26 protein-coding genes are annotated in these 26,995 nt (G+C 36.4%); 12 read left to right on the top strand and 14 right to left on the bottom strand.

Translation table 11 applies throughout. The features are described 5' to 3' along the window. Nucleotides 1-362: isopentenyl transferase family protein (locus ABDH28_03780; protein ID MEN2998139.1), on the bottom strand; the 362-nt coding region annotated here is incomplete at its 3' end. Nucleotides 363-535: 173 nt separating this feature from the next. Between ABDH28_03780 and ABDH28_03775 the strand changes: the two genes are divergently transcribed. Both ABDH28_03775 and ABDH28_03770 read left to right on the top strand, forming a co-directional pair. After that, nucleotides 536-1,588, top strand: a complete 1,053-nt coding sequence (locus tag ABDH28_03775) for a TRAM domain-containing protein (protein MEN2998138.1) — start codon at nt 536-538, stop codon at nt 1,586-1,588. Nucleotides 1,589-1,603: 15 nt separating this feature from the next. Further along, the gene (locus ABDH28_03770; GenBank protein MEN2998137.1) at nt 1,604-2,614 is read left to right on the top strand and encodes a hypothetical protein; all 1,011 of its coding nucleotides are present in this window, start codon (nt 1,604-1,606) and stop codon (nt 2,612-2,614) included. A gap of 5 nt (nt 2,615-2,619) precedes the next feature. On the opposite strand, the gene argS is transcribed toward ABDH28_03770, so the two are convergent. Together argS and ABDH28_03760 are read right to left on the bottom strand one after the other, a co-directional pair. Then, nucleotides 2,620-4,191: an arginine--tRNA ligase gene (argS, locus tag ABDH28_03765; GenBank protein MEN2998136.1), complete on the bottom strand. Its 1,572-nt coding sequence runs from the start codon at nt 4,189-4,191 to the stop codon at nt 2,620-2,622. Nucleotides 4,192-4,382: 191 nt separating this feature from the next. Continuing rightward, nucleotides 4,383-4,676 (bottom strand): hypothetical protein, encoded by a 294-nt coding sequence (locus ABDH28_03760; GenBank protein ID MEN2998135.1) that lies wholly within the window; start codon nt 4,674-4,676, stop codon nt 4,383-4,385. 441 nt (nt 4,677-5,117) lie between these two features. Here ABDH28_03760 and hisD point away from each other — a divergent pair, with 441 nt between their 5' ends. The 4 genes from hisD (at nt 5,118) to ABDH28_03740 (ending at nt 7,843) form a co-directional block, all read left to right on the top strand. Next, the gene (gene hisD / locus ABDH28_03755) at nt 5,118-6,419 is read left to right on the top strand and encodes a histidinol dehydrogenase (protein ID MEN2998134.1); all 1,302 of its coding nucleotides are present in this window, start codon (nt 5,118-5,120) and stop codon (nt 6,417-6,419) included. Between the two features lie 280 nt (nt 6,420-6,699). After that, entirely contained in the window at nt 6,700-6,918 is a 219-nt protein-coding gene (locus ABDH28_03750; protein MEN2998133.1) for a hypothetical protein, read from the top strand. A 17-nt stretch (nt 6,919-6,935) separates the two neighbouring features. After that, complete coding sequence (locus ABDH28_03745) at nt 6,936-7,364, top strand: DUF327 family protein (protein MEN2998132.1); 429 nt, start codon at nt 6,936-6,938, stop codon at nt 7,362-7,364. Then, entirely contained in the window at nt 7,361-7,843 is a 483-nt protein-coding gene (locus ABDH28_03740; protein ID MEN2998131.1) for a Mut7-C RNAse domain-containing protein, read from the top strand. Before ABDH28_03745 ends, ABDH28_03740 begins: the two co-directional genes overlap by 4 nt. A 90-nt stretch (nt 7,844-7,933) precedes the next feature. Here ABDH28_03740 and ABDH28_03735 read toward each other — a convergent pair whose 3' ends face one another. Then, nucleotides 7,934-8,350: a hemerythrin family protein gene (locus ABDH28_03735; protein ID MEN2998130.1), complete on the bottom strand. Its 417-nt coding sequence runs from the start codon at nt 8,348-8,350 to the stop codon at nt 7,934-7,936. Nucleotides 8,351-8,459: 109 nt separating this feature from the next. On the opposite strand from ABDH28_03735, the gene ABDH28_03730 reads away from it, so the two are divergent. Further along, the gene (locus tag ABDH28_03730) at nt 8,460-9,980 is read left to right on the top strand and encodes a hypothetical protein (GenBank protein MEN2998129.1); all 1,521 of its coding nucleotides are present in this window, start codon (nt 8,460-8,462) and stop codon (nt 9,978-9,980) included. Here ABDH28_03730 and ribH read toward each other — a convergent pair. After that, nucleotides 9,970-10,446: a 6,7-dimethyl-8-ribityllumazine synthase gene (gene ribH / locus ABDH28_03725; GenBank protein ID MEN2998128.1), complete on the bottom strand. Its 477-nt coding sequence runs from the start codon at nt 10,444-10,446 to the stop codon at nt 9,970-9,972. The genes ABDH28_03730 and ribH overlap by 11 nt on opposite strands. 180 nt (nt 10,447-10,626) lie before the next feature. Between ribH and ABDH28_03720 the strand changes: the two genes are divergently transcribed. Further along, on the top strand, nt 10,627-11,217 hold the full coding sequence (locus ABDH28_03720; GenBank protein MEN2998127.1) for a DUF996 domain-containing protein: 591 nt from the start codon (nt 10,627-10,629) through the stop codon (nt 11,215-11,217). Nucleotides 11,218-11,368: 151 nt separating this feature from the next. Here the strand turns inward: ABDH28_03720 and ABDH28_03715 are convergent, their stop codons facing one another. The 6 genes from ABDH28_03715 to ABDH28_03690 form a co-directional block, all read right to left on the bottom strand. After that, nucleotides 11,369-12,307, bottom strand: a complete 939-nt coding sequence (locus ABDH28_03715; protein ID MEN2998126.1) for a M23 family metallopeptidase — start codon at nt 12,305-12,307, stop codon at nt 11,369-11,371. Next, on the bottom strand, nt 12,285-12,953 hold the full coding sequence (locus ABDH28_03710) for a protein-L-isoaspartate(D-aspartate) O-methyltransferase (protein MEN2998125.1): 669 nt from the start codon (nt 12,951-12,953) through the stop codon (nt 12,285-12,287). The genes ABDH28_03715 and ABDH28_03710 overlap by 23 nt, the downstream gene beginning before the upstream one ends. Nucleotides 12,954-12,958: 5 nt before the next feature. Next, a complete protein-coding gene (locus ABDH28_03705) occupies nt 12,959-13,792 on the bottom strand; it encodes a FliA/WhiG family RNA polymerase sigma factor (GenBank protein ID MEN2998124.1) in 834 nt (277 codons plus the stop codon). 505 nt (nt 13,793-14,297) lie between these two features. Beyond that, nucleotides 14,298-15,404: a hypothetical protein gene (locus tag ABDH28_03700; GenBank protein ID MEN2998123.1), complete on the bottom strand. Its 1,107-nt coding sequence runs from the start codon at nt 15,402-15,404 to the stop codon at nt 14,298-14,300. 41 nt (nt 15,405-15,445) lie between these two features. Next, nucleotides 15,446-16,231: an outer membrane lipoprotein-sorting protein gene (locus ABDH28_03695; GenBank protein MEN2998122.1), complete on the bottom strand. Its 786-nt coding sequence runs from the start codon at nt 16,229-16,231 to the stop codon at nt 15,446-15,448. Nucleotides 16,232-16,410: 179 nt separating this feature from the next. Then, nucleotides 16,411-18,168 carry a NosD domain-containing protein gene (locus ABDH28_03690; protein MEN2998121.1) on the bottom strand — a complete coding sequence of 586 codons (1,758 nt, stop codon included), beginning with the start codon at nt 18,166-18,168 and terminating at the stop codon, nt 16,411-16,413. 317 nt (nt 18,169-18,485) lie between these two features. Here ABDH28_03690 and ABDH28_03685 point away from each other — a divergent pair, with 317 nt between their 5' ends. Beyond that, a complete protein-coding gene (locus ABDH28_03685) occupies nt 18,486-19,754 on the top strand; it encodes an FtsX-like permease family protein (GenBank protein ID MEN2998120.1) in 1,269 nt (422 codons plus the stop codon). A gap of 326 nt (nt 19,755-20,080) precedes the next feature. Next, a complete protein-coding gene (gene aroF, locus ABDH28_03680; protein MEN2998119.1) occupies nt 20,081-21,106 on the top strand; it encodes a 3-deoxy-7-phosphoheptulonate synthase in 1,026 nt (341 codons plus the stop codon). Nucleotides 21,107-21,109: 3 nt separating this feature from the next. Here the strand turns inward: aroF and ABDH28_03675 are convergent, their stop codons facing one another. After that, the gene (locus ABDH28_03675; protein ID MEN2998118.1) at nt 21,110-21,301 is read right to left on the bottom strand and encodes a hypothetical protein; all 192 of its coding nucleotides are present in this window, start codon (nt 21,299-21,301) and stop codon (nt 21,110-21,112) included. A 216-nt stretch (nt 21,302-21,517) separates the two neighbouring features. Between ABDH28_03675 and murC the strand changes: the two genes are divergently transcribed. Both murC and ABDH28_03665 read left to right on the top strand, forming a co-directional pair. After that, nucleotides 21,518-22,900: a UDP-N-acetylmuramate--L-alanine ligase gene (gene murC / locus ABDH28_03670; GenBank protein MEN2998117.1), complete on the top strand. Its 1,383-nt coding sequence runs from the start codon at nt 21,518-21,520 to the stop codon at nt 22,898-22,900. After that, entirely contained in the window at nt 22,897-24,963 is a 2,067-nt protein-coding gene (locus ABDH28_03665) for an HDIG domain-containing metalloprotein (protein MEN2998116.1), read from the top strand. Before murC ends, ABDH28_03665 begins: the two co-directional genes overlap by 4 nt. A 2-nt stretch (nt 24,964-24,965) precedes the next feature. On the opposite strand, the gene ABDH28_03660 is transcribed toward ABDH28_03665, so the two are convergent. Further along, nucleotides 24,966-26,132: an iron-containing alcohol dehydrogenase gene (locus tag ABDH28_03660; GenBank protein MEN2998115.1), complete on the bottom strand. Its 1,167-nt coding sequence runs from the start codon at nt 26,130-26,132 to the stop codon at nt 24,966-24,968. A gap of 3 nt (nt 26,133-26,135) precedes the next feature. Next, nucleotides 26,136-26,995 (bottom strand): hypothetical protein (locus ABDH28_03655; protein MEN2998114.1); only part of this gene is annotated, 860 nt, incomplete at its 5' end.

Below are 26,995 nucleotides of genomic sequence, written 5' to 3'. Positions count from 1 at the left end.
TCAGGTCCTTCAAAAATCCCTACTTTCACAGCTTTGTAGTAAAGCCCTGTACCTCCCACCAAAATTCCTACCTTACCCTCCCTAACCAGCCTCAGAACAATTTCATCAAACATCTTGCGAAACTTACCAGCACTAAATCTTCCCTCATTTGGCTCAAGTATATCCAAACAGTGGTAGTTAAACTCTCTTCTAAACTCAGAAGGAACTTTATCAGTTCCTACGTCAAAATACTTGTAAACCTGCACCGAATCACACGAAATTATCTCGGACTCAATACCCAACTTCCTAAGCTCTCTTGCAAGGTTATGAGCGATGTAGCTTTTACCACTACTCGTAGGACCAACAATGCCTATAACTTCCATAAGAGAATTATAAAAAGAAACTCAGTAGAATCTAAACGATAGCACAAAGACAAACTTCCTCAGGAGATCAAACAAAATCAATTGGAATTTATTGTTTCAATAATCACAAAACTACTAAAATTTCATTCTGATCGTTCAAAATGTAATTAATAGGTTAAAGTCAGGGGGTTTGTATGAAACTAAAGCAACTAGTTAGGTTATTTATACCAATATTTCTACTTTTAACACTAGGAATAGTCTACGGAGTATTTGTTAATGACATACTTGTTTTTTCGGTGGTTGGCATAACATTTGGTCTTCTAACTTTCCTCATTGAGAGGCTCGTCACAAATATCAAGTTTGACATAATATACTCTTTCCTGGGAGGAATAGCTGGTTTCTATCTGGGAACCTTACTTGATACAGTAGCGAAAGATCTATTCTCACCCATAGGCTACTCATCCCAGATAAGACCATTCCTGCAACTTTCTTTTGCTTACATTGGATTCTTCACACCGGTATTTGTAAAAGGACTAAAACCCTTTTATGCTCCGTCAATAGAGAGAGAAATATCTCCACAAGAAAGAGAAGAATCTCCATACAGATACAAAATATTGGATACCTCTGCAATAATTGATGGCAGAATTGCAGAAATAGCAAAGACTGGTTTTCTTGACGGAACAATACTAGTTCCTAAATTTGTGCTCTATGAGATCCAAATGCTTGCGGATTCTCAGGAAAATATAAAAAGGAACAGAGCAAGAAGAGGACTTGATGTCTTAAATGAACTTAAGGACATCTCCCACATAAATCTAAAGATAATAACACGAGATTACGAGAACATCCATAAAACGGACGAGAAGATCTTGAAGTTGGCAAAAGACATAAACGGTGTGATAGTTACCAACGATTATAATCTGAACAAAATAGCGAAGATAGAAGGTATAAAGGTTCTTAACATAAATGATCTTGCAGTAGCGCTGAGGCAGATATTCCTACCAGGAGAGAAGTTAACAGTGCAGATAATAAAAGAAGGTAAGGAAAAAACCCAAGGTGTTGGCTACCTACCTGACGGAACTATGATCGTGTTGGAAAAAGGTAAAGATTATATAGGTAAAGAAGTTGAAGTTAAGGTTACAAGTGTATTACAAACTTCATCTGGGAGAATTATCTTCACACAAATTGAAGAAGAACCTCCACAACAACCCCTCTCCCAGAAACACCAACCCGCAAAGACTAGGAAGTAGAGAATTCACATATCCATGAAAAAGATAGTATTCTCAACCTTAAACATCCTTATAGCGTTTTTCTCTTATGGAGTGCAATTTGAAATACTAAACAATGGAGCAAAAAACGTAGCAATAGGTGGTGGGACAAGTGTATTTAAAGACCCCATGGCAACCTTAATAAACCCAGCAAACTTATCCTTAGAAAAAAGCTCTCTCACGCTATACTACGAAGCTAGTTCGTCAGTTAATGTAGGAAGCCTTCTTGAACTATACAACAGAAGATTTATCTTCAACTTTGGCAATGTTGGAATAAGCGCAAAGCTAGATGAATTTACAAGAGTCTCTTTTCTTCTCTCCTCTTACATATACGATCTTGATGTCCCAGAGATCACCTACAGGGTTTTGCTTTTTGGAATATCCAAGAAGGTTCTACCCTTCCTTCTTGTTGGAGCATCACTAGGACCAGTTTTAGGGATGAATGAGAATTCAGTTCTACTTTCTTTTCTTGCAGTAGCAGGAACTACCCTCAAGCTAAATGATATCCTCAATGCTTCGGTAGTCGCTAAATCTCCGTTTTCAGTAAATTACATTAATCCATACTATGGAGAAATATCTCAAACCTTTCCCCCCATCATATCTTGCGGTATCTCATTCTTAGTTACCAAGAACACAATTCTCTCTACCGCCACTGATATAATACTTGTGAACAACATCTCTGCCCGTGCAAATAACAGAGAAATCTTCACCCCTAGAGATGATATAAGCGACTACATTCTACCTAGATTGGGATTAGTATATTATGACGAAATCTCAGGCTACAGGATAATGTTTGGGTTTCATAGAACCCAAGTTGAAGCTATCTCAGATTCCCTACACCAGTATCATCTGACTTCAGGAGTAACTTTCTTTATAAGAATACCTGGATTTAGAGAGTTTGAAATTAACTTCTGTGCCGATGATGGCATCTTACTGAACTTACTCAACATCGCACCCCAGAATGTGAAAAAAATATCTCTTTATGTAAGCGGTGAAACCAGGTTCTAGTCAAACTACATTCTCTCTGGTGCAGAAACACCAATAATCCACAATCCCTTTTTCAGAACATTTTTCACCGCTTTTACCAAAAATTTTCTCCCTTTCACCACTTTACCGCTGTCAATTACCCTGTAATCCGAGTAGAACTTGTGAAATAATGACGCTAACTCTAGAAGATAGGTTGTCATCCTCTGGGGATCAAGGGAAAGAGTTATATCAATTATTTCGTCAGGAAACCTCAAGAGCATAACAGCTATTTCTCTAGAGATATCACTATCAATAGGCTCCGAATCTATCTCCTCAAGTCCCTCAGAATTCCTTAGTATTCCTGCTATCCTAGCGTGAGCATACTGAAGGTAGTAAACAGGATTCTCTTCGCTCTGCTTTTTGGCAAGATCTAGATCAAAATTTATGTGAGTATCAGCCTTCTTTGAGACCATAAAGTATCTAACAGCATCCACCCCTACTTCGTCTAACACTTCCCTAAGAGTAATTATGTCTCCAGTGCGTTTTGACATTCTCACAGGTTCCCCACTTCTAAACAGAGATACCAACTGTCCTAGAATGACTTCAACCCTTACATGGCTATTGATAGCATTTACCGCAGAGACTAACCTTTTTACATAGCCATGATGATCTGCTCCCCATATGTTTATCAACCTGCTAAATCCTCTCCTTATTTTATTCAAGTGATATGCAATATCAACCCCAAAGTAGGTATACTCACCATCAGACTTTCTTATAACCCTATCTTTATCATCCCCAAACTGTGTGCTTTTAAACCACAAGGCTCCATCTTTCTCGTAAACAAGCCCTTTTTCCCTAAGCAAGCTTACCGTCTTCTCCACTTCACCACTTTCATGAAGAGATCTCTCTGAAAACCATGTGTCAAAATGTACTCCAAACCTTTCAAGATCTTCTCTGTGCCATTCCAGAATCACTTCTATAGGGTTTCTTTCTAATCTAGCAAGTTCATTGATATAGTCTCCCTGATAACCATTTTCTGGTATTTCTTCCCCATTCTTTACTGCATTGACCGAGTCAAGCAAAAGTTTCACTTGGTTTCCAGCATCGTTTATGTAAAATTCCGTCTCTATGTCATACCCTGAAAGCTTGAACGCTCTGTAGAGAGAGTCACCAATAGCTCCCCACCTTGCGTGCCCAATGTGAAGAGGACCTGTTGGATTTGCACTGACATACTCTAAAAGAATCTTGCCCCTACCTCTCCCAAAATCTGAACCACCATAACCCTCATCTTCAGCCACAGCCTTCACCAAACTCTTCAAAAACCCCTCAGACAACCTAAAATTCAGAAAACCCCCACTCGCAACCGATATTTCAGAAAAAATCTCCCCAACTCTCTCTAAAATCAAACTCCTCAACCTCTCTGCTATCTCCACAGAAGATATATTCTCACCCCTTGCCTTAAGAGTCTTCATCACCCTAAAAGCAACCGTTGTTGAGTAATCACCAAATTTCTTATCCTCAGGATACTCCACTATAATATCATCCTCACCATAATTTTCACCATAAACCTCTCTCACAACTTCTAGTATCCTCTCCCTTAAAAATTCTCTTACGATCATAGAAGAATAATTGTAATAAATCTTTCTCTCCGACTTCCACTACTAGCTCTAAAAAATCTTCCTCCAAAGGTAAATTTCACTACAAAATAAACTAACTCACAAATCTGTTATAGTCTCAAACCATCAATCCTCCTAAAAGCTTGTAATCGGAAAATTGAAGCTATCACTGTCTAACTACCATAGTCCATATATTATTCCCAAAGAATTTCATATTCTCCCAATACTCTCTCCACCATTTCCTTCAAATCCCCCATGTCTTTAAGCCGATAGTGAATATTTGAGATATGTATATCCATGCCAAGGTATCTCTTAACGATATTCTTAGCCTCTCTGTATGACTTACCATGCAGAGTGATAAGAACCCCTACTAAAATTATCAAAGCATCACCATACTTTTTCTTTCTACCTCTTCCCTTATAATAATCCTCCTTAACTGCCTCTTTAAGCATCTGATACATCTGAGGAATAGAGACAAGAAAAGCCATATCTCACCTCCGAAGCATCTCACTTGACTGTAGATACGAAGCTACATTTACATTATTTATTTACTTACACTCAGCAATTTCAACTTAGCTTGTGTAAGTTGTATAGCTAAGAATAGCCACTAGCAACATTTCATCTGATAATTTTAAAACATCCTCTTTTCTCCAAACATTCTTGCCAAAAGATTCCAAAATTTGTAACTAGGATGCAGTCTCTCTTTTATCTCTCTCGCAGTCCCTGCCGGGACTGGGTGAATACTTTTCTTAATAAACAAAAGGCTTGGTGTGAAGTGAAATTTGTGATTGATGAATGCTATCTAGAAACGGAGAGAGTGGGTAAACAAAAAGTTACTTTATCTACTCACCTAATGGAAATTGGAATTTATTGACATTTTCGCAGATTTATATGTAAGGAAGATCAACGATCAGTTAAAATAAGACAGTATGAGAATTACTAACCTCAGAGGTGAGATTCTGGATAGTATTCCTAGGAAAGGAAGCGAGGTATTGCTTGAGAAAGAGGTGGTGAAGGTAGTTGAGAGAATTATAGAAGATGTTAGAAAGAACGGAGATAAAGCTGTCATTGAGTATCTTAGAGAATTTGACGAATTTGAAGGAGACCAAATTAAGGTAAGTGAGGATGAATTTCTCAGAGCAAGAGAAGAGGTAGAAACTAGCGTAGAGCTTACTGGAGTAGTGAAAGGATTTCTTGAGATGATAGAAAGAGTGAAAAGTTTTCACCAGGAACAACTTAGGCATTTTCACTTATATGGCAAATGGGTAGCTAAAACTAAGGGAATCGTAGGGCAAGTCATAAAACCTATTGAGAGAGTATGTGTTTATGTTCCAGGAGGAAGAGCAATATATCCATCCACTTTGATAATGAACCTCATTCCAGCAAAGGTAGCGGGGGTGAAAGAAATATTCGTTTCAACTCCGTCAAAGAAAGGCAAAATACCATCAGTTATACTCTATCTCTGTGAGATTATGGGGATAAATGATGTATTTAAGGTTGGCGGAGCGGTAGCAGTAGCAAGCTTTGCATTTGGAACCGAAACTATACCAAAAGCTGACATGATAGTAGGCCCTGGAAATAAATACTATGTCACTGCTAAGAAGATCCTAAACGGTATTATAGGTATAGACATGCTACCAGGACCTAGTGAAATAGCAGTTATTGCAAATACCGGAAACCCTCACTTTATCTCGCTTGATCTGTTATCACAGCTTGAACACGATCCAGACTCAAGCGGATACTTCATCTCAACGAATCAGGAGCTTATAGAAAGAGTAAAAGAAGAAGTTCTTTCAACGCTGGACAAAGCAAAAAGAAAAGACATACTGTCAAAGTCAGTGGATAATTTTTTCTTCATACTTGTTGAAAGCATTGAAGAAGGTTTTGAAATTGTAAATGCCATCGCTCCAGAACACTTAGAAGTAATTGTAGAAGGAATAAGTATTGAGAACATAGACAACTATGTTAAAAATGCAGGAACAGTAATAATAGGTAACAACACTCCTGTTGTCCTAACTGACTACATAGCAGGTGTAAATCATGTTTTACCTACTGGCGCAACTGCCAGATTCTCTTCACCTTTGGGAGTTTATAACTTTGTCAAACTTTACAACATCGCCCAGTGGGACAATAAAAGTCTTGAAGAAGACATACCTACTATCTCAAAACTTGCAAGATACGAACAGCTAGAAATACATGCCCTATCTGCCGAGAGAAGAAGCAACAGCTAAAAGCACCCAAGATTTACCATCCAGACACAAGTTTTACCACAAGGTAACCTCATAACTTCTTGGTGTGCCTCTTAGACACCAACCTTTCTACAACAAATACCTTCAGCAAAGCATAGAACTTACAATCAGACATTTCTTTTTATTTGCTACTTTTCTCGTGAGCCATCTAAGTTAATAGAAATCCTCTTAGTAAACGTCTCCTCGGACATCTAGTCTTAACTTGATAAATTGTTGAAAAATCATTCTTCATTCTTCACAATCTTTTCTAAGGAGGAAGAGTATGGAAGAAATATTAAAGGACAATCTGCTATATTTCTCTGGCGATGAAGAAGAATTTGAAGAAGAATTTGAAGAGGAAGACTTTGATGATGAATTTGAAGATATTGAGAATGACGAGTTTGAGGATGAGGATCTCTTTGAAGATTACGAAGAAGAAGAATTTGAAGAAACCGAAGATGAATTTGAAGAAGAAGATTTTGAAGGAGAAGAAGAGGAATAACCTCCTTGCTATAAGAAATGAGGGTATCCAGACTGGGTAGGAATAGCAACCTACCCCCTCAAAGATCTACCCCCATCTCCGAAAGACAATCACTATTCCCGAGAATATTAGAAAGTAGTTCTAAACGCATAATAAACGAGGAAATAGATGAAACGATAAAGGAACTTTCCGAGCTTGATAAAACCATAGAAACAAGCTTTAGAGAAGAACACATAGAAAAATATAGAGAACTGCTCAAAAAGCTAATCCTCAGAACTCAAGAGATTGTGAAGGTAATTGAGAAAACGTCAAGTAAAAACAAGGATAGGGTCTTGAAAGTGGTTGTAATAAGTGATGAAAAACTAAAAAGAATGCTTGAAGAGACAATTACCTCGGAAGTTTCTAAACTTAGGCTAAAAGGCATAATCAAGGAACTACAAGGAATACTTATTTCTCTTAAAGTATGATAGTAAGATTTGTTGCTGACTCAATGCTCGGAGGACTAGCAAAATACCTAAGAATGTTAGGTTTTCACACAGAATACTTTGCAAAGATTGAAGATAAAGAACTAATCAAGATCATAGAAGAGGACAAGAAAGCAATTCTTCTTACCAAAGACAGGCATCTTAAAGATGAATACCACACCTACGGTAATAGGATATTCCTTGTGACTTCCGAGGACAAGATAGAACAAACAGTAGAAGTATTAAAGACTTTCAAGCTTAAGAATCAGATTTCTCCATTCATCAGATGTTTAGAGTGTAACACAAAGTTAATCAGAATACCTAAAAAGGAAGCGGAAAAGCTATTATCTCAGGAGATATGCAAAAACTTTAGTGAATTTTATAAATGCCCAGTATGTAACAAAATATTCTGGTTCTCAACTCACACCCAAAGAATGGAAATCATAATCCAAAGGATCCTGAACAAGCTAGAAGAAAAATAAAAATTCTCACACTTCTACTTCGTAATCACCATACTGCCAACTTAACATCTCCTAGACAAAAACTTAAACTATGATAAGTTTTAAACAAATCTATGAAACTTTGTCCTTCTTATCGCATATCTTCTTGTCCATATCCATAATGTGATCCTTAACCCAATCTAGCAACAAATACTGAACTTTGCTCAAAAGCTCTGGAGTTAGTCCCTTGGTTCTCAAATCAAACTTTAGTTTATTCGCCTCCATGATGAAGAACTGATGCTGTGATCTATGCAGATCTAGCGTTGGACAAGAATTCTCTTCCATTATTTTCTCCTCAGTCTGGAAATGAAACACTGAATACTCAGCCATAAAGTCAAATAATTTCTCTACCTCTGAAGAAATAGCTTTAGTATCAGAATTCAACAACTTATCCAGAAAATTGTTTACTACTTCTATAAGCTTCTTATGTTGTTCATCTACTACCTCTATTCCCGTCTTCAAACTATCGTCAAATACTAGTCTATCCATAATCCACCTCCTAAGCATACTTAATATACCAAACTTTGCGCAAAATTTCAAATTCAAATCTCAAACCATTGAAAGGAATGGTAACAATTGTTTAAAATTAAGAATTGTTATGGAGCAAACAAAGGAAAATCAACTTGTGATTCAAGAAAAAGTTCTTGACCCCAAAAGAATGCTTCTTAAAGACATTGAACTACTCATATACAATCTAAAAAGATTTGTTGATACTTACAGTGAAATAGGAAATGTCTCGCAACAGACAATACATCTTATAAGAACAAAGTCGCTTAAACTCTCTTCTACGGTAAGGAGTATTCACAAACTTCACAACGTAAAGATACTTAAGAGATTTTACATCTATACTAAGCAGATATCAAAATGTTTTGGTAAGATAAGAGACATGGATGTGATGATAGGACTACTAAACAACGAAAAGTCTCCGAGATCTCTTGTCAAAGATTTTTCAAACAGAAGACACAGGTATATGAAAGAAGCATACAAAAAAGTATCAAAGGTTACTGACAAATACGCAAATACAATAAACGAATTCATTGAGGAAATTTCTAATCCTAAATACATCCTACACTTTAAAGACGTGCATAAGATATATAAGATTATAACCAATGAATACCAATTTGCTAAACTCTCTTTTATGTTAGAACCCAGTTATGAGCTATTTAACAGAGTTAGAGCCCGAGTGAAGAATATGAAATACTCCTTCTGGCTTCTTAGAATGTTTTTCTCAGACTATCCAGATAAAAAATTTCTCAAGGATCTTGAGGAGAGTCTAAAAGCCATAAACGATTTTCAGAAGAGCCTAAGCTACTTCAGAGATGTAATGACACTTGTCAACATTTTGTCAAAGACCAGTCTTAGGGTCTCAAGAAAAAAAGACTTTGTTGACGCCTTTCTTAATGCTAGAAAGAATATATGGAAAGACACAGTTGAAAATTTCAAAGAGAGGCATATAAGAATAGACTACAGAATAAATAATATTCAGAGGTATATAGAAAACATACACTACAGTTTGCACCAGCCTGAGATTAGTAGATACGAGAGAGTGATGAGCTATATTGAAGCGTTTGTCTCTGAGCACAAAGGTGATCTGGAGAAGTCTAGAAAAATTGCAAATCTAGCTATTGGCATTTATAGAAGTTTTGATAAATTCAATCTGATAGTATCTGATCCTTCCGAGGAATTTATAATAAAAGGAGCCTGTCTGATACACGATGTTGGAAAAAGCATATCTCCAGAGTTATACCATAAAGCATCTATGGAAACTTTTGTAGCCTCCGAAATCCACGAGATCAAGACCAAAGAAAAATTAATGATAGCATTAGTGACCAGATACCACACAAGATCAATACCTAAATACTCCCATAAGTGGTATACTAACTTAAAAGATCACGACAAAATGCTAGTAAACAAGCTTTCAGGATTCGTTCGCATAGCATTTGCAATCTCAAGAGCCAGCAACTTTTCTGCAGAATTGATCAACGTTGATTCAACCAGAGATGGTATTGACATAGTGGTGGATTGCAAAGAAACAAGAAGTATTGATATTGACGATGTAGACAAAGTTTTACTAGAAAAGATGATAGGTATGCCTGTCAGAATTGTTGTTAGACAGTAATTCTACCTATTAATTTCCTCAAGTTTGCCATTTCAACTGCAGCAATAGTAGCCTCTATTCCTTTATTACCCATCTTCAATCCCGCCCTATCAATTGCCTCCTCAACGGTATTTGCTGTAATTATACCAAAAGCAACTGGCGTATGATGCTTTATGGATAAATCTAACAATGACTTTGTCACGTGTGTTGCTATGTATTCAAAATGAGGAGTTTCACCTCTTATTAATGTCCCAAGGCAGATAACAGCATCGTATTTTCTGTAAGATAGAATTTCCTCAACCGCAATAGGTATCTCAAACGAACCAGGAACCCAAAATATGTCAATATTCCCTTCCTCAGTCTCAACCTGCTTAAGGAAATTTATCGCCCCATCTAAGAGCTTATCAGTTATAAGTTTATTGAACTTGCTTGCCACTATTGCAAAACTTAGCCCCTTACCCGAGAGATTACCTTCAAAAATCCTCATAAACCTAACTAATGATAATAGATTTTCCTACCGAATTTCTAGCTAAACATCATAAGAACAACAAAGCCTAAAATTTGAGTTAGACATAGCTTTAGTTGGAATCTATTTAACCACTTCAGTAACCTCTTGACAAAAGTAATTCTGTTGTTCACAATTACTCAGTAGAAAAGGAGGTATTCTATGTCACAAGATGCAAAAACCTTATCTGCTCTCGGTAGCTTGTTTATTGTCATTTCACCAATTCTTTTCCTTATACCGATTCTATCAGGAATCCTGTCCCTTGCAGGGGCAGTGCTTTTTTTGATAGGACTAAGTAAGATCTCAAATTCTGTAAACGAACCGAAAATGTTCTCACAAGGGTTATGGGCTATTCTCTTACCTCTCATAGTTTCATTTATCGCTGTAATGATAATTGGAGTAACGATAGTAGCCGCAGCAATTAGTTTTGGATTAGCAGTAGGTTCCACCCAGATAACCGAAAATATTGATCTTCAAACCATAATTTCCTTAATGTCCGGAGTAGGAATAGTGGGATTAATAATCATAATATTATGCTTTATCAGTATTTGGGTATCTGTAATAATCTATGGACTAAAAATGAATACAGTTTCGGAACTGCTGAATAAACACTTCCCGGAGATGGAATTCAAAGTCGCTGGAACCCTGTTCAAGATAGGTGGATGGTTGAGTATTCTACTTGTTGGTGGACTTTTGATATGGATAGCTTGGATACTATACACAGTAAAGTTCTTCCAGGCAAAAGCTTCCTAACACCCCACTAGTCTCCAAACTTCTAAGCTTCTAATACTAATGTTTGTTTAAAAAGGAAACGTTCCCCTTTTAAGAAATCTAACCAAGTTACCTAATAATCCACATAGAATTTATCCAAATTGAAAACCAGCTGCATTTGCAAATAGTGTTCCTAGTCATATTCAACCGAATTGCCTCTCTTAGATAGTATCTCTTCAACAAAGAATTTACCGTTTGCACTAGACTGAATAAAACTTATAGGATCAATCGGCACATACCCTCCGATTCCTAAAACATACATCCCCAAATGCAGATGAGAACCTGTTGATATACCTGTTTTCCCTATTCTACCTATTATCTGTCCCTTACTGACAAACTCACCCTCCTTAACAAACCTCTCAGCCAAGTGGAAATAAGAGGATATTATTCCATAGCCATGGTAAATGTAGATAGTCTCACCAGGAGCGAGAAAATTACTAGATATCACCACAATTCCATCTCCAACAGAGAAAACATTCTCATCAGGAACAGAACTGAAATCTACTCCTTTGTGATACCTAACTCTACCATCAGAGTATTTTCTTCTTAAGCCGAAAGGAGAAGTAACTCTATTAGTAGAAGGAAGAGAAAAGCTTGGTATATCCTTGCATTGATAGCTATAGAGATCTATACCCTTCAACTTATTCTGAATGTATCTAATATCCTCAACTATTCTTTTAGAGTTGGTAAGTATAACTCTGGACTCAGGAGTAAGTTTTAATTTCTTGATCTTCTCTTTTCTCTTACCTACGTAGTCAAGATAAATAGGAGCCGAGAAGAGAGTTTTACCGTCTTCCAAAACTTCCAACAAAACCTTTTTCATCCTAATTTCAGGTGGAATTGGAATTATAGAGACCATACCCATATGCGCCGGATAAAAAGGAAAAACAATGTTAGTATTATATGAAAGCCTAACAAAAGCATTAGTAAGCTTTACCTTACTAATCACTAAAGTCACTTCACCAACACTTTCTAATGTCGTTTTTGGAACAAGTACTACCTCCATAGAAGCAAAACTAATCACAAAAACTAAAAACATAAAAACAAGACTAATAATTCTTGGTAATCTCATTTTTAAAGCCTCTCTTACCCATAAGTGGTACAAATCTGCAAGTTATATCTTCTTTAATCTCGGTTCCTTTACCCTGTTTCTTAACAGCAACCAATCTTTGAAATTCCAATCCTCCCACTGGAAGGATTAATATTCCTCCGTCAGCAAGTTGCTCAATCAACGGTGAAGGTATCCCTGGACAAGCAGCACTCACTATTATCCTATCGTATGGCATATATGTTGGTAATCCTTCACTACCATCTCCAATTATTATACTGAAATTTTTATACCCAAGTTTTCTTAATCTTGATTCTGCCATACTCGCTAATTCAGGAATTATCTCCATAGAGTATACAAAGTAAGAAAGCTCACATAACAAAGCAGTCAAATAACCACTCCCAGTTCCAATCTCAAGCACCTTATGAGACTTGTTAACCTCAAGTTTTTTCAGCATTATAAATACCATACTAGGTTGTGAGATCGTCTGTCCAAACCCTATCTCAAAAGCATTGTTTTGATAAGCATTACTACGGTTCTGAGGAAGGAAAAACTCTTCCCTAGGAACTCTATCAAAAGCTTTCTCTAACCTTTCATTCAGCAAATTTTCAGCCTTAAGTATCCTCCTAAGATTCTCTTTGCTCCTCTTTATGAACTCTTCTTCAGTCATAGCACCTACTCTTTTTCCTTAATTCTTCCTTTGAGAAAAGGTTTTAACTTCTCTTTTAGCAACTCTAAGGCTCTAGCATGCAACTGCGAAACCCTTGATTCGGTTACATTTAAAACCGCTCCTATCTCCTTTAAAGTTAGCTCCTCATGATAATAAAGCATTATAACCTGAAGCTCCTTTTCAGGAAGCTCCTTAATAGCTTCTTTTATCTTCTCTATTATCTCATTTCTAATAACTATACTCTCAGGATTTGTAACCTCATCTGGCGCCTCTATAACATCTTCAAGAGTTATAGCACTATCGGAAGAAGTATCAGGAAATAACACATCGTCCAGAGAATTAATATAGTTTCTTGAGTTTTGAAGCCTGAGAGAAGTCTCATAAAACTCCTCAAGAGAAATTCCTAACTTTTCCGCTATCATTTCTTCAGATGGCTTCTCACCTAGCTCATATTGTAGCTCCGAAAGAGCCTTCTGGTATTCCCTTTCAATCTGTCTCACCGACCTTGGTATCCAATCCATCTCCCTAAGCTTATCATATATCGCTCCTCTGATTCTTATTATAGCATATGTCTTGAACTTAACCCCCCTATCAGGATCAAATCTCTCAATAGCATCTATAAGCCCATCAATCCCCCAGCCTACAAGATCATCATAGTCTGATTGATCGTTTACAGTAATATTCATATTCGCAACTACATACCTAACAAGAGGAGAATACTTCTCTATGAAAAAATTCCTAATCTTTATATCCCTTGTCTTCTTATACTCCCTCCATCTCTTGTCCTCTTCCTCTGGATCTAGCTCATATTTTGATAAATCTATATTAGGTCCCCTCACACATTCCCCTCTCTACACACAAAAATCTAGATTTAATCATAAAAGTAACATACTTATGTTTCAATATTATAAAGCTGTCGCAAAGGCAAAAACCTCTAACCAAGAATAGTAAAAGAGCTATTGAAACCCTTTCCACTTAACCTTCAATAAGTTCCAATCTCTACTAGTTGATAAGCAGGATTCTAAACTCTGCTTACTTAAGTTCCAGGCAGTGTCGTCAGTTAAAAAACTTAATTTCGCACCAAGCTTCTTAGATACTTACTAAGAAAAGAACCAATCTAATTCCCGATAGGAATGCAAGAGAAAGAAAAACTATTCTCAGTTATGAATTTTGGACTTTATTGACTTAAGCTTAAAACAGAAAAGAAAACCATACCTAATTGTCAGACTTTTGGACCTCGTTGCTCTACCATTGGTCTTTAAAGAAAGTTAGGACTGAGATTCACTTAACAGCTCTTGTAATAGTTGGGCACTATTCTACTCACACTGATATAGTTTTGTAAAGCTAGTACTTTATCTCAAATCCTAGAGAAGAGTGTAGAAAGTTGTAGTTTGTTTGGAATATTCCACTGATGTCTCTGTAAAAGAACTTTGTATCAAAGTAAAAGTTCACGTTCTGGAACATACTTTTCGTAATTCCCGCATAAAGTATAAACCCGTCTTTTTCTAAATTTTTGATAATGGATAAAGTAGCAGTAGTTGTTATGTCCGGTAGATAAGATAGCTGTAGCATGGCGTATTGTTTTGAAACGAATGGGTAGTTCCTTAAGCTTATAGCAGATTGCAATGGCAGTTTAGCTACATCAAGAGAGTTAAAGTAGTATTCACCTCTTACCACCAACTTCTTGAATATTGAGTAATCTCCTCCTATGACAAACTCAAAGTATCTATTTGTTTCTTGGTTATGGTAATTGTAAGCAAATTCTCCGTATATACCAACTTCTACATCAGCCTTGAAAGATAACCCAGCTCTTACTTCTTCATTCTGCCCAAAATATCCAATTGCCCCTTCCATGTTGATTCCTGCTAACATAAACGAAAGTCTGGCCGAAAAATCGGAATTCGTCACCTGCGTTCTCGGAACTACAATTAGGTTAGCATCGCTTGTATCACTTAAATACGCTTTTAATCTTATTGAATCTGAACCAATTCTTGAAAAGTTGATATCTGATATATCAAGTTTATCAAAGAAATTTATAGGAGAAAATACAAGTCCTTGACCAAACCTAAGCAACTGTCTTCCGATGCTTATGTCTACCCAGTCAAGACTAACTGCAAGGTATAGTTTTCTTAGGTTGATAAGCAGTAAAACATTATCCCCTAGTAGTATCCCATTTGTTTGTAAGAAGAATATATCGTAGTATCTTCCTGAGACTATATGAAGATCAACACTCCCGTCTATCTTTCCGTAAGCTGTATCGCTATTTACCACATCAACCCGTAGTGTGTTCTTGCCGAAGTAGTAATAGTTTTCAAGATGAGAGTTTGAAATTGCAAAAAGAATACCAACGTCTGTCCTGAAGTGTCCAGATGCAATAACACCACCATCATCCCAGGCAAAACCAGAACTGGCTAGAATCACAAAAAAAACTACCACAATACCATTTCTCATACCATACCTCTAAAGACCTTAAACCCACCTCAACTTTTACATTACCTTTCCAGATGCCTCTTTGTAAATATACTATCTAAGATGCTAACATCAAAGTTTGCCTCCTGTATCTCAATCACAGTCTTAGTATTCTCTTTGAGTTTGTCAGAAACTACACTTCTAGTAGGGTAGTATTTACCTCCGAAGGATTTGACTTTCTCAACTTCTGCAACCTTAAGCAACCTTCCACTCAATGCAAACATTTCCTCTCTTAGGGGTATAAAGTATTCCTTATCAACCCACATTTTCCTAAAATAGTAAGAGACATTCTCTGCTTTGGCCTTAAGAGAGACAACGTAACAGTCTCTACCATTTATACTATCCTCCTTTTCAAGAGTTATACTGTACTTTGCGTAAATATCTTCAGACTCCAAAACGTCCTCATAAGAGATATCACTCCCCATCATACCCTGCTTAAGTAGGTGTCCAGATATCAGAAAAGTATTGTTCTCAGACTTATCATAAACCCACAGTTGCTTACCAATCTTAAGATACCTTATGTTCTTGTCCTCTTTGTTTAGAAATTCAACATAAGCCTTCTGTTCACCAACTACCCAGGACTTAAAAATTTTTACCCTCGGAGGTTGCCCAGGTAGGTATATCTCCATCTTAGCAGTCATTACAGCACTCCTAAAGTTGAGGTTACTATCAATTTTTCTAAGAATTTCCTCACCACTTATCCCAAAGACATTACTAATACAGAACGCAGTAACCACTAAAGTAACAACCACCACAAACCTAGCAAGTGCCACCAAGTCAACAAGCAATAAGCTGACACCACTTCGCATAGATCCCTCCCGAGAATTACAATTTATATTATAAACTAGTTTATTACGAAAAGTTGAAATAAATTTTAAGTTAAGGGTAATATTCCTACTAGTATTTGGTAGAAATAGACAGTCTTGACTTTTGAGGTTACAGTGTTTTCTCGGATACTTGACTTTTCTTAGTCTTAACGAACCCTAAATTACATATTCGTAGCTTTGTTATTTACAGAATCAGCTGTTGAATCTATAGCTGAAGGATTGTTTATTCTCATCCAACCAGAATCATTAGTTATAAACCTACTATCAGTAAATTCTCTATACAAGAACTTTAACCTATTTGTTATGAATGTATTATTCACCAATTTGTGTCCCATTACGTCTTGGTTGTCTTCATATATGCCTATTGAATCTATTTTGTTATTACCACCTATGAAGCAATTGGATATAACAAGCCCACTTGAATCTCCGTTAATGTGTATAACAGAATTCGTTAATGTTGCCCAGTTATTGGTTATGTAGGAATTAAGAACAAAAGTGCTCGGTGAAGTATCTATAACTATTCCTCCCCCAAAACTAGCACTATTATTATAAACATTTCCACTTATCGTATTTTTATACGACAATCCCAGAAATATTCCTCCTCCGAAGGCATTAGCACTATTCCCATATACATTTCCACTTACTGTATTGTTAGAGGACAGAAGTAGAAATATCCCCCCTCCAACGTAACTAGTGCTTCTGTTATTATAAACATTTCCGCTTAAAGTGTTATCAGATGACAAATACAAAATCAGTCCTCCTCCAAAATCAACACTGCTGTTATTATAGACATCTCCACTTACTCTGTTGTTAGCTGATAAAACTAAACATCCTCCCCCTCCAAAGTTAGCACTATTATTATAAACATTCCCACTTATAGTATTATTGGACGACAAATATAAAATTAAACCTCCACCATTACTAGCACTACTGTTATTACAAATACTACTGCTTATTACATTACCGGATGATAGCTCCAAATATGCTCCTCCCCCATTCATATCGGTATCATTTCCATAAATAATTCCACTTATCTTGTTGTTATCCGATGAAAGTAGAAATATACCTCCTCCGTCATAATCAGCGCTATTGCTATACACACTTCCACTTAACGTGTTATTGTATGATGAATCTAAGTATATTCCTCCTCCACCACCATTGGCACTGTTATTGTAAATATTACCAGTTATTGTGTTATTATCCGATAGCTCTAGAATTAGCCCTCCTCCACCACCTGAGGTCCTATTGTTATAGATATTTCCGCTTATCTTGTTATTATGTGACGAATTTAAAAACATTCCTCCTCCATTGAAGGAGGAAACATTAGTATAAACAGTTGCAGATATTGTGTTGTTAGACGATGAGATCAAGCATATTCCTCCTCCGTCTCCTTCAGCACTATTGTTTGATACCACAACATTGCTCACTAAACTATAAGAAACATTACTCAAGTATATCCCTCCACCTCTATTATGGGGAAACTTACCAGCATAACCTTTCCTTACAACCAGGTTACTCATCACAACGTTTGTTACATTTGTAGCAAATATCACATGCTTAACCTTATTATCACCATCTAACTCACTGTATCCTACAATCTTGTCAAAACTACTATTCCATCCTCCTACAATTGATATGTCACTGTTAGTTATCACAACACCACTGTCTCCCACATTCAACCCACTACCAGGTGTGTATAAACCCGTTGTAATCAATATCACCCTAATCTTATGCTCTACTGCTCTACTTATCCCAGTCTGAATACTTCTGACTGGAGTTGCTTTTGATATACCATCATTAGCATCATTACCGCTTGTTGATACATACACTACCCCCCGTTCACTTCGCTTTTGGGAGTAAGCCACATGCACTACAGCCAAAATTGTCAGAACCAAGATAATAAGCTTATCAAACCTCATATATCATACCTCCTTTCTGGAAAAGTTACATAAGAATGTGATTACTTGAAGAGGAACCTAAGATTGAAATGAGACTGAACCTTCAAGTTCCCATTCCTATGCAGATCTTCTCAGATTATAATTATTGTTCCGCCCAAAAATCAAAATATAATCCAAGCTAGTAACAAATTCCAACTTCCATTTAGATTATTTCACTATAGCAATTCAGAACCTGACAAATACAACAAATTGTAAATACAGTTAAAAGTTTTCGTTTTGTGAATAAACTAGTTTATAATATAAACCTAGGGTTATACCTTCGGTTGTGGAGGCGGTGTATGATATTCAGGATGGCTCTTAGGAATATTAGAAGAAACAGTAGAAGATCCATTCTAGCTTGTGTGTCTGTTGGGATTGCTCTTATGGCTGTTGTGGTTCTTCAGGGACTTGTAGATGGGATGATGGACAACATAATAAGAAATTCAACCAAAAATGATACTGGTCATATCAGAGTTGCAACGAAGGAATATTTTGAGAACATTGAGTATATGCCGGTTTACTATACCATAAATGATCCACAGAGTGTTATAAGGAAAGTGATAAGCTCTCCTGATATTGGGAATAAGGTAGCAGTGATTACGGAGAGGTTTAGGTTTCCTGTGCTGATAGAGTTCAATGGTAATAACAAAGTTGGAATGTGTTTTGCTGGGGACATTGAGAAAGAGAAGGAACTTTTAATGCTACACAAGAGCATAGTTGAGGGTAGATATTTGAGTGGGAGGGTGATAGAAGAAAGTGGGGTTAAGTATAGGGAAATAATAATTGGTAAGAAGATGGCTGAGGTGCTAGGGATTAAGATAGGGGATAGTTTTTCACTTATGCTTCAAGGAAGTGATTTAGGGATACGAATTCCTAGGTTTAGGGTTGTAGGAATATTTGCTACGGGGCTTAACGCTATTGATGATAATGTTTTTATGATTTCCATTGAAGATGCCAAGGAAATTTTGGGAGCGGAGGATAAGTCTCAGGAGTTGATAATAATGCTTAAAAACTACAATCAAGCTAAAGAAGTAGCAGAAAAGATCAACATCCTATTTTCCAAAGCTCCCGAGTTTAGTTATCTTAAAGCTGTTGACTGGAAAAGTTCAGGAAGTATGGCAGGAATGCTAGATCAAGTTTTGGGAATATACAGTGTTATATACTTTATTATTACTCTTTTGGGAGCTTTCATTATAATGAGTGTAATGATGATGGTTATACTTGAGAGGAGAAGAGAGATAGGGATTCTTAAGGCAATGGGGTTTAAGAAAGTGGAGATACTCCTTTTATTTACACTTGAGGGGACGATCTTAGGCACAATTGGCACTCTGGGTGGAGTAACTTTGGGGATACTGATAAACATTCCTTTGTCAATATGGGGCATTGACTTTAGTTCATCTCTTTCAAATATGAATTTTCCGATGGACAATGTCATAAAATGGATGATAACAGGAAGCAGTATTTTAGGCGCAATTGTCCTGGGTGTTGTGGTTTCAGCGATAGTTTCTGTTATACCTTCAAGGCATGCATCTAATATGAGGCCAATTGACGCCATAAAGAGTGTCTGAAAAAATCTAACCTATTCTTAACCAAACCTAGAGAAGTCTGTTCTCCTAATTTGACAATGGATTACTAAATCTAAGAATCACACAAAATAGTCAAAACTTTTTAGATTTTTATCGACACTCCAGAGCTTATTGAGTTATTGTATCTCTGATATATCCAATCTGTAGGGACAGAAACAAGATTAACGATACCTTTCACTACAAGCACCCAAACACTTTTGATGAGACAGCGTTTATAAAAATGTGAATTAGAATTTATTGATCAACTTAGTTGAGAAATTGCAATGGGTAAAAACTCTTTTTGATAATTAGTTAACCGGAGGTATGACATGATAATAGTTTTGAAAAAAGATGCTAGTGAAGATGACATTAACCGTATTGTAGAGAAGGTAAGACAACATGGACTTGAGGCTCATATATCAAGAGGTGTAGAGAAGATAGTCATAGGGGTAGTAGGAGAAGACGATAAGCTAATGAATGTTCCAATTGAAAGTCTTAACAATGTAGAGCAAGTAATAAGGATAACCAAGCCCTACAAACTGGCAAGTAGAGACTTTCACCCACATAACACGATAGTTGATGTAGGGACAGTCAAGATAGGTAGTGACGAAATTGCAGTAATAGCAGGCCCTTGTAGTGTTGAAACCTCTGCTCAGATAACTTACATAGCAAAGGAAGTAAAAAAATATGGTGCCAATCTTTTAAGAGGTGGTGCTTTTAAACCAAGAACATCTCCTTACTCTTTCCAAGGGCTAGGTAAAGAAGGTCTTGAATTACTCAAGTTAGCAAAAGAAACAACAGGACTACCGATAGTCACAGAAGTTCTTGATACAAGAGATGTGGAGTTAGTAGCGGAGTATGCTGATGTTCTCCAAGTAGGCACAAGAAATGCCCAAAACTTTGCATTGTTAAAAGAACTTGGAAAAGTGAGGAAACCTGTACTTCTGAAGAGAGGTCTTGCAATGAAAGCTGATGAGTGGGTTATGTCTGCAGAATATATCATGTCTGGTGGGAATTATAATGTGATTCTCTGCGAAAGAGGTATAAGAACCTTTGAAACGGCAACAAGGAATACATTAGATATAAACATCATTCCAGCTATGAAGGAAAGAACGCATCTTCCGATAATAATAGACCCAAGCCACGCAACCGGTAAAGCAAGATATGTTCCAGACATGGCACTGGCAGCTATAGCAGCTGGCGCAGATGGTGTAATGATAGAGGTCCATAATGACCCCGAAAACGCTTGGTCCGATGGAGATCAGTCAATAACTCCAGAACAGTTTGGTAAACTCATGGAAAAGATCAGAGCAATAGCCCAGATTGTCGGAAGAAAAGTCCCTTCTCTAGTTTAGATATCAGACAAATATGGAAGATGTGGCTATAATCCTAGTATCAACACTTGGGTTCATCTTAGTGCTTCTCAATAACCTCACCCTTGTAGTTATAGGATCATCACTCGGAATAATAAGTCTACTGTTATCAATCTTGCTCACAAAATTGACAACAGTTACAAAAGTATCCACTGTAATAGTTTCTTCAATTACCATACTCCTCGGAATAATATGGCTAGTATTTTTCACCTTTGCCTTAAAATAACAACAACCCAAGGAAAGATAATTTTTCAAAACGTCTGAAAAACCGATAATCATCGTTTTCCTATCATCTGTAAATTTGGTAATTGCTTCTTTGTGCAAACTTAAGTTAAAATATACCTTGTAATTTTTGTAACGATAATTCTATACAGGGACAAACTGGAGGAATATATGTGGGAAAACCTTAACAAAGTCTTCTTCGTAGGAATAGGCGGAATTGGGATGAGTGGTTTAGCCTTGATATTAAGAGCAAAGGGAATCCAAGTCATAGGCTCTGATAGACAAGAGAGCGAAAAAACTCAAGAACTTGCAAAGATTGGTATAAAAACAATAATTGGCCATAGCGCCGAAAACATTACTGATGATATAGATTTGGTAGTGTATACCAATGCAGTTAAAGAGGACAACCCAGAGATTAATGAAGCTAAGAAAAAAGGGATAAAAGTCATATCAAGAGCGGAACTACTAGCAGAGATAGAGAAAGATTATTTCTCAATAGGAATTTCTGGCACACATGGTAAGACAACTACAACTTCAATGGTATCAAAAGTTCTCCTAGACGCAGGTTTTGATCCTACAATATCTAACGGTGGTAACCTTCCCTACATAGGTGGAAACGCGAGGATAGGTAATAGCAAATACTTTGTATATGAAGCCTGTGAAGCTTTTGGAAGTTTTCTACACTTTCACCCTAATATTGGAGTTGTGACTAGTGTTGACAATGACCACGTTGCTGAATATTATAAAACTATGGAAAATGTGGTAAGTGCATTCGGCACGTTTATAAACAACGTCAAGGAAGATGGCGTGGTTATATTAAATGGAGACGATCCGAACACTATTGAGGCACTTTCAAAATCCCGCAGAGTCGGGTGTATTACCTACGGGATAAGAGAAGGAAATGATATAGTCGCAGACAAAATAAAACTCAAAAGTAGGACTACGGAATTTGATGTCTACTTTAAAGGTAATTTTGCAACTACACTCTCAATAAATGTTCCTGGCATTCACAATGTCTACAACTCTCTTGCTGCATTTGGTGTGGGAATGTACCTAGGAATTGATTTTGATACTATAGCTTACAGTCTGAGAAACTTCAAAAACGCTGAAAGAAGATTTGAAGTAAAATACGAAAGTGAAAATATCACGATAATTGATGATTATGGACACCATCCAGCAGAGATAAAAGCTACCCTAACTTCAGCTAAAAACCTAGGTAAAAGCGAGGTAATAGCTATCTTCCAACCACACCTGTGGTCAAGAACTAGCTACCTATACAGGGACTTTGCTCTAGCCCTAAATATAGCGGACAAAATAATTGTAACTGAAGTATACGGAGCCAGAGAATCAAAAATGGAAGGAGTTTCAGCAAAGCTAATAGTAGACGAGCTTACCAAAATGGGAAGAGAAAACGACATCTTCTTTGCAAAAACGAAGGATGAAGCTATAGGTATACTCTCATCTATCATTAAAAAGGACTCCGCAATAGTAATTCTAGGAGCGGGGGATATTAACAAAATATTCTCCTCCATCCTAGAAAAAGTCTATTTATGAACAAGATTAAACTGATAACAAAGGTAAAGAAAGAATTCGTAAAATATAGATTATTACTCCTCGCATTAGTAGGAGTTCTAATACCACTACCCATCATCTCCTTCTTCAAGGAAGCTAGTAATGCTGATAAGGTAATCCAAAGTCTTCAGGAAGGAGAGATAGCGAGAAAATCAATCGTCTCGGAAATAGATACCTACGTGCCAAACATATATGGTATAGAATATGAGAAAAAGTTATTTCCTCTTGTCCTAAAGAGGGAGAAATCGGCTGAAAAAGAAGTAGATAGAATAACAGAATTTATACAAGTTCTATCCAAAACTCAAAATCCTCCTCAACAAATTGAAGTCATTTCCAAACTTCCAAGAGAGTTGGTTGTCAGTATGTTTACTAGAATCATCTCCGAGACAGTCGTAATTGATAAGAATAAGCTACCTCCCGAAATGTCCACAAAGTCAAATGTTATAGTAGTATCGGGAACAAATGTATTTTCTCCAAAAGCAATCGTATTCTTTCCAATCACATCAGCAGAAGAAATCAGAAAAGTAGTAGAAACAATACTTGGAGAATTTACCACTCCATACATCAAGGAAGCCATAGCATATGTTCTATTCAATACTATGACCCCAAATGTAACCTTTAGCTTAGCATTCCAAGAAGCAAAGTTTAGAGAATACCTAAAACTGAAAAAAATTCCCTCCGAAATAGAAATCAGAAAAGGCGAAGAAATAATAAAAAAGGGGGAAGTGATAAAGAAGGAAGATATAGAATTTGCAAAAAGATATATTGGCGAAGTGAAAAAGAAAAACACTGTGAAGGTTTTTCTTCTAGAAGTTTTCATTCTAATCTTAGCAATCTTCTCTACACTACTCCTCTCTACTTTCAGAAGTGTAAAGCACATTGAGATTCTAGCGATAAATGCAAGCCTTCTTATGCTATCGCTTTATCCACAGCTTTTCCTAAAAGAATTACTAGGAGAAAGTGTTCTACTCATCTCCCTTTGTGTTGCCTTTGCACTGATAAATACGCTAATTTCCGGAAAGATCTCAACCTTAATTGTAGGAATACACTATCTCCTAGTTACATTTCTAATGATAAGTCAAAGCTACACTACCATAATCTATTGGCTAGTTTTGATAGTAATTGGCTCATTTATGACGCAAAAAATAAAGAGAAGGTCCGACTTCGTAGCTGTAGCTATGATAATGCTTGGTCTAATGTTTCCAACCTACCTACTGACGAGCTACCTAGAGTTTCTAAAACCAGCTAAAGCGGTGGATATATTCGTGATTTCTTTCATAAATGTGTTTTCAAACATCCTTCTAGCTTTTCTAATCCTACCCATTTATGAATACTTCTTCAGAGTAGCAACACCATTTAAATTGTATGAGTTATCATCGCTAGATAACCTTCTACTCAGAGAACTTCTTGAGAAAGCTCCAGGAAACTATTATCATTCTCTTAATGTTAGTATTCTTGCAGAGTCTGCTGCAGAAGCAATAGGCGCAAACTCACTTTTGGCCAAAGTAGGGGCATTATATCACGACATCGGCAAACTGGAAAATCCGAACTACTTTACAGAAAATATAGGGGGGAAAACAAGAGAGGATGTAGATCCGTTTACTTACACAGAGATAATCAAGAGACATCCTTCGAAAGGACAAGAGATAGCAAAAAAGTTCAGACTTCCCATTGAAATTGAGAAGATAATTCAGGAACACCACGGTAGTAGCGTAATATCATACTTCTACAACAAAGCAATCAAAGAAAACCCAAATGCAGACATAGAATTCTTCAGATATAAAACTCCAATCCCCACCTCAAAGGAATCTGGTATTGTATTCATATGTGACAAAATTGAAGCAAGAATAAGGTCTTTAACCTCAAACCAAAGAGTAAATCTAGAAACACTTCAGAGTGAAATAAACAACATTATCTATAACCAAATAATAACAGACGAACTTTCAAAAAGTGAGTTAACCCTTAGGGATATAAACGAGATCAGAAAACAGCTTAACGGAACCTTAACTTACATACTGCATCAAAGGATAGAATACCCAAAGTAAGGTCACAGCGCTGCTTGTAACAAGGATGTTATATCATTTCTACTAGCACTTCTTGGTAAAAAAGCCATAAACTCATATTTTGAAGCAATATCAGAAATTTTATCTATCTTTTTCTCGTCAAAATACTCTATTTCAGACAACCTTAGAGGTATATTAAGATCCATCAACAGCTTTCTTATGGACTCTGCGGATTTTATTGCAGCTTCTATGACGGTAATATCCTGAATTTTCTCACCAAGAGCCATTGCAGTCTGAATAAGCTTTCCGGGAACCGAAGTTAGATTATAGTCAATTATGTGAGGGAAAATAACTGAAGATATTCTTTCTGAAGGGATATCTAGCAATGAATTTGCAGCTTGTGATATTGATGTAGAAAGTCCCGAAGAACTTAGAGAAACCGCTATACTTGCCATTACACCAGCATAGCATAAATTATGAAGGATGTTGATATTACTCGGTTCGTTTATAAACTTTTTTATATTAACAAAAAAAGTCTCTATAGATTTAAACGAAAAAGCATCCGATATTGGATTAGAATTTCTGGATATGAATGCATCAAAAGCTGCAGCCATAGCATCAACAGCTAATATACCAATGTAGTAGGGCGGTAAAACAGATATAAGAGAAGTATCAAATATCACAGCATCTGCATAAGAATATATATCACTGTAAACAGTCTTATACCCTGCATCCTTATCATACACGAAACAAGACTTTGACAAACCTGGCACCACTCCAAAAGTTATAGGAACCTCAACATATGAAACCCTTTTCCTTCTAAATTGAGAATATCTCTTTTTGAAAACATCATCAGCTGAAAGGATTTTATCGTATATAGATGCTACCATCTTAGCAACACTAAGAACATGATAGCCTCCAACCCCCACTATAACATCAGGCCTTGCGGATTCAACTATTTCCTTGAGATTCTCTATCTTAACACTATTATTTGCACTCCTCTCTATCTCATCGTAAATTATCACATCACTAGTAAACATGCCTATACTATTCTCAATCTTATCACCCACCTTGTTATCATAGATATACTTTGAATTCTCCAAAACTACTACAACTTTCTGCCCAAGTTTACTACAAATCTCTCCTATCCTATTCTCTATATCACTACCTATTATTATATCAGAAGGTATATAGTATTCAAACAAAGGCATAACTTACCTAAATATTGAGAGCTTTTTAGTTTCTTTAAGTGACTTTACATCCTGTTCAACAAAGGCTTCAAAGAATTTTAAATTCTTTTCAGTCGCTTTAACTAGCATATTGGAAATACTTACATCGGAAGCAGGCAAGGAAGTTCCTGAAAAACTTTTTTTCAGATCCTTTATTATCTTCTGTTTCATGTCTTCCGCATACCTTAACTTCCTTTTTATAGCAGAATTGATGTAAAAAAATCCCACAAAAAACCCAGCAAGCAGCAAAATCTTAACAAAAATATAGAGCCATCTGACCCAACTAGGCTTAGGAATAACAAACCCCACATTAATATCCTCATAAGGTATAACACTTTGCCTAAATGTATTTCCCCAAATTGAAATTGAGTCAGCAGAGATATTAAGCTTAAGGTAATCCTTTGGAACTTCTCTTGAGGAATACACTACCTCATTCCCTTGAACAGCGTATATAAGCTCAAAGCTATTTTTGTCATCTCCTAGAAGATAATTAAAAAATTTATCTTTATCAATCACTAGAACAAAAAACCCATCTATAAAATCCATATCCTTTGTAAGTTTTCTAACCTTAAGTAGATATCCATTATAGAACTTAATCTTATTTTGAGAATTCAGAACATACTTTATACTCTCACTTCTAGGAACCCCCAAGGAGAAAACATCTATCATTTTTGATGAATAAATTAGAAAGCCCAAGTAAAAGTCTTCTGGAAAATAATTCCTGAAAGCCTCCTTCAAAACACCGTCTGAGGCAATCAAACTTGGTATTATCCAAGTTTCAAACAGAGGATTATTCAAGAACAAATTTACAGAATTCTCCACTGATGCCATTTCCTTATCTAATC

It is taken from the genome of Brevinematia bacterium (assembly GCA_039630355.1).
In the GTDB taxonomy this organism is placed as follows: domain Bacteria; phylum Spirochaetota; class Brevinematia; order DTOW01; family DTOW01; genus SKYB106.
This window is presented reverse-complemented; position numbering and strand designations above follow the sequence as displayed.

Excerpts from the sequence above, each read along its gene's own strand:
- ABDH28_03775 (MEN2998138.1), top strand. The coding sequence starts at position 536 with ATGAAACTAAAGCAACTAGTTAGGTTATTTATACCAATATTTCTACTT.
- ABDH28_03770 (MEN2998137.1), top strand. The coding sequence starts at position 1,604 with ATGAAAAAGATAGTATTCTCAACCTTAAACATCCTTATAGCGTTTTTC.
- argS (MEN2998136.1), bottom strand. The coding sequence starts at position 4,191 with ATGATCGTAAGAGAATTTTTAAGGGAGAGGATACTAGAAGTTGTGAGA.
- ABDH28_03760 (MEN2998135.1), bottom strand. The coding sequence starts at position 4,676 with ATGGCTTTTCTTGTCTCTATTCCTCAGATGTATCAGATGCTTAAAGAG.
- hisD (MEN2998134.1), top strand. The coding sequence starts at position 5,118 with ATGAGAATTACTAACCTCAGAGGTGAGATTCTGGATAGTATTCCTAGG.
- ABDH28_03750 (MEN2998133.1), top strand. The coding sequence starts at position 6,700 with ATGGAAGAAATATTAAAGGACAATCTGCTATATTTCTCTGGCGATGAA.
- ABDH28_03745 (MEN2998132.1), top strand. The coding sequence starts at position 6,936 with ATGAGGGTATCCAGACTGGGTAGGAATAGCAACCTACCCCCTCAAAGA.
- ABDH28_03740 (MEN2998131.1), top strand. The coding sequence starts at position 7,361 with ATGATAGTAAGATTTGTTGCTGACTCAATGCTCGGAGGACTAGCAAAA.
- ABDH28_03735 (MEN2998130.1), bottom strand. The coding sequence starts at position 8,350 with ATGGATAGACTAGTATTTGACGATAGTTTGAAGACGGGAATAGAGGTA.
- ABDH28_03730 (MEN2998129.1), top strand. The coding sequence starts at position 8,460 with ATGGAGCAAACAAAGGAAAATCAACTTGTGATTCAAGAAAAAGTTCTT.
- ribH (MEN2998128.1), bottom strand. The coding sequence starts at position 10,446 with ATGAGGATTTTTGAAGGTAATCTCTCGGGTAAGGGGCTAAGTTTTGCA.
- ABDH28_03720 (MEN2998127.1), top strand. The coding sequence starts at position 10,627 with ATGTCACAAGATGCAAAAACCTTATCTGCTCTCGGTAGCTTGTTTATT.
- ABDH28_03715 (MEN2998126.1), bottom strand. The coding sequence starts at position 12,307 with ATGAGATTACCAAGAATTATTAGTCTTGTTTTTATGTTTTTAGTTTTT.
- ABDH28_03710 (MEN2998125.1), bottom strand. The coding sequence starts at position 12,953 with ATGACTGAAGAAGAGTTCATAAAGAGGAGCAAAGAGAATCTTAGGAGG.
- ABDH28_03700 (MEN2998123.1), bottom strand. The coding sequence starts at position 15,404 with ATGAGAAATGGTATTGTGGTAGTTTTTTTTGTGATTCTAGCCAGTTCT.
- ABDH28_03695 (MEN2998122.1), bottom strand. The coding sequence starts at position 16,231 with ATGCGAAGTGGTGTCAGCTTATTGCTTGTTGACTTGGTGGCACTTGCT.
- ABDH28_03690 (MEN2998121.1), bottom strand. The coding sequence starts at position 18,168 with ATGAGGTTTGATAAGCTTATTATCTTGGTTCTGACAATTTTGGCTGTA.
- ABDH28_03685 (MEN2998120.1), top strand. The coding sequence starts at position 18,486 with ATGATATTCAGGATGGCTCTTAGGAATATTAGAAGAAACAGTAGAAGA.
- aroF (MEN2998119.1), top strand. The coding sequence starts at position 20,081 with ATGATAATAGTTTTGAAAAAAGATGCTAGTGAAGATGACATTAACCGT.
- ABDH28_03675 (MEN2998118.1), bottom strand. The coding sequence starts at position 21,301 with ATGGTAATTGAAGAAACTATTACAGTGGATACTTTTGTAACTGTTGTC.
- murC (MEN2998117.1), top strand. The coding sequence starts at position 21,518 with ATGTGGGAAAACCTTAACAAAGTCTTCTTCGTAGGAATAGGCGGAATT.
- ABDH28_03665 (MEN2998116.1), top strand. The coding sequence starts at position 22,897 with ATGAACAAGATTAAACTGATAACAAAGGTAAAGAAAGAATTCGTAAAA.
- ABDH28_03660 (MEN2998115.1), bottom strand. The coding sequence starts at position 26,132 with ATGCCTTTGTTTGAATACTATATACCTTCTGATATAATAATAGGTAGT.